Here is a 266-nt window from a genome sequence, read left to right on the forward strand (position 1 = left end):
CGCGTCTGGCCGAACGCCTGTTCGAACCCTTCGTCAGTTCCAAGACTTCGGACGGCACGGGCCTGGGCCTGACCATATCGCGCGAGTTGGCGGCCCTGCACGGCGGCGACCTGAGGCTGGTCGAGGCCGATGGGGCAGGCGCCGTCTTCGAACTGCGCCTGCCGTCCTGATCGCCCGTCAGGCGGCCTTCAACGTGGCCATGTCGATGACGTAGCGATAGCGCACCTCGCCGTTCTCGACCCTGGTGAAGGCGTCGTTGATGTCGG

The 266-nt window shown here is 66.9% G+C and carries 1 protein-coding gene; it reads left to right on the plus strand.

Going from position 1 to position 266, the window contains the following annotated elements:
- Nucleotides 1-17 precede the first annotated feature (17 nt).
- Nucleotides 18-170, plus strand: coding sequence for an ATP-binding protein (locus CVH10_RS21225; protein WP_369335943.1), 153 nt, complete (start codon nt 18-20; stop codon nt 168-170).
- Nucleotides 171-266 lie beyond the last annotated feature (96 nt).

The organism is Halomonas sp. ND22Bw (genome assembly GCF_003011945.1).
Taxonomy (GTDB): Bacteria; Pseudomonadota; Gammaproteobacteria; order Pseudomonadales; family Halomonadaceae; genus Halomonas; species Halomonas halophila.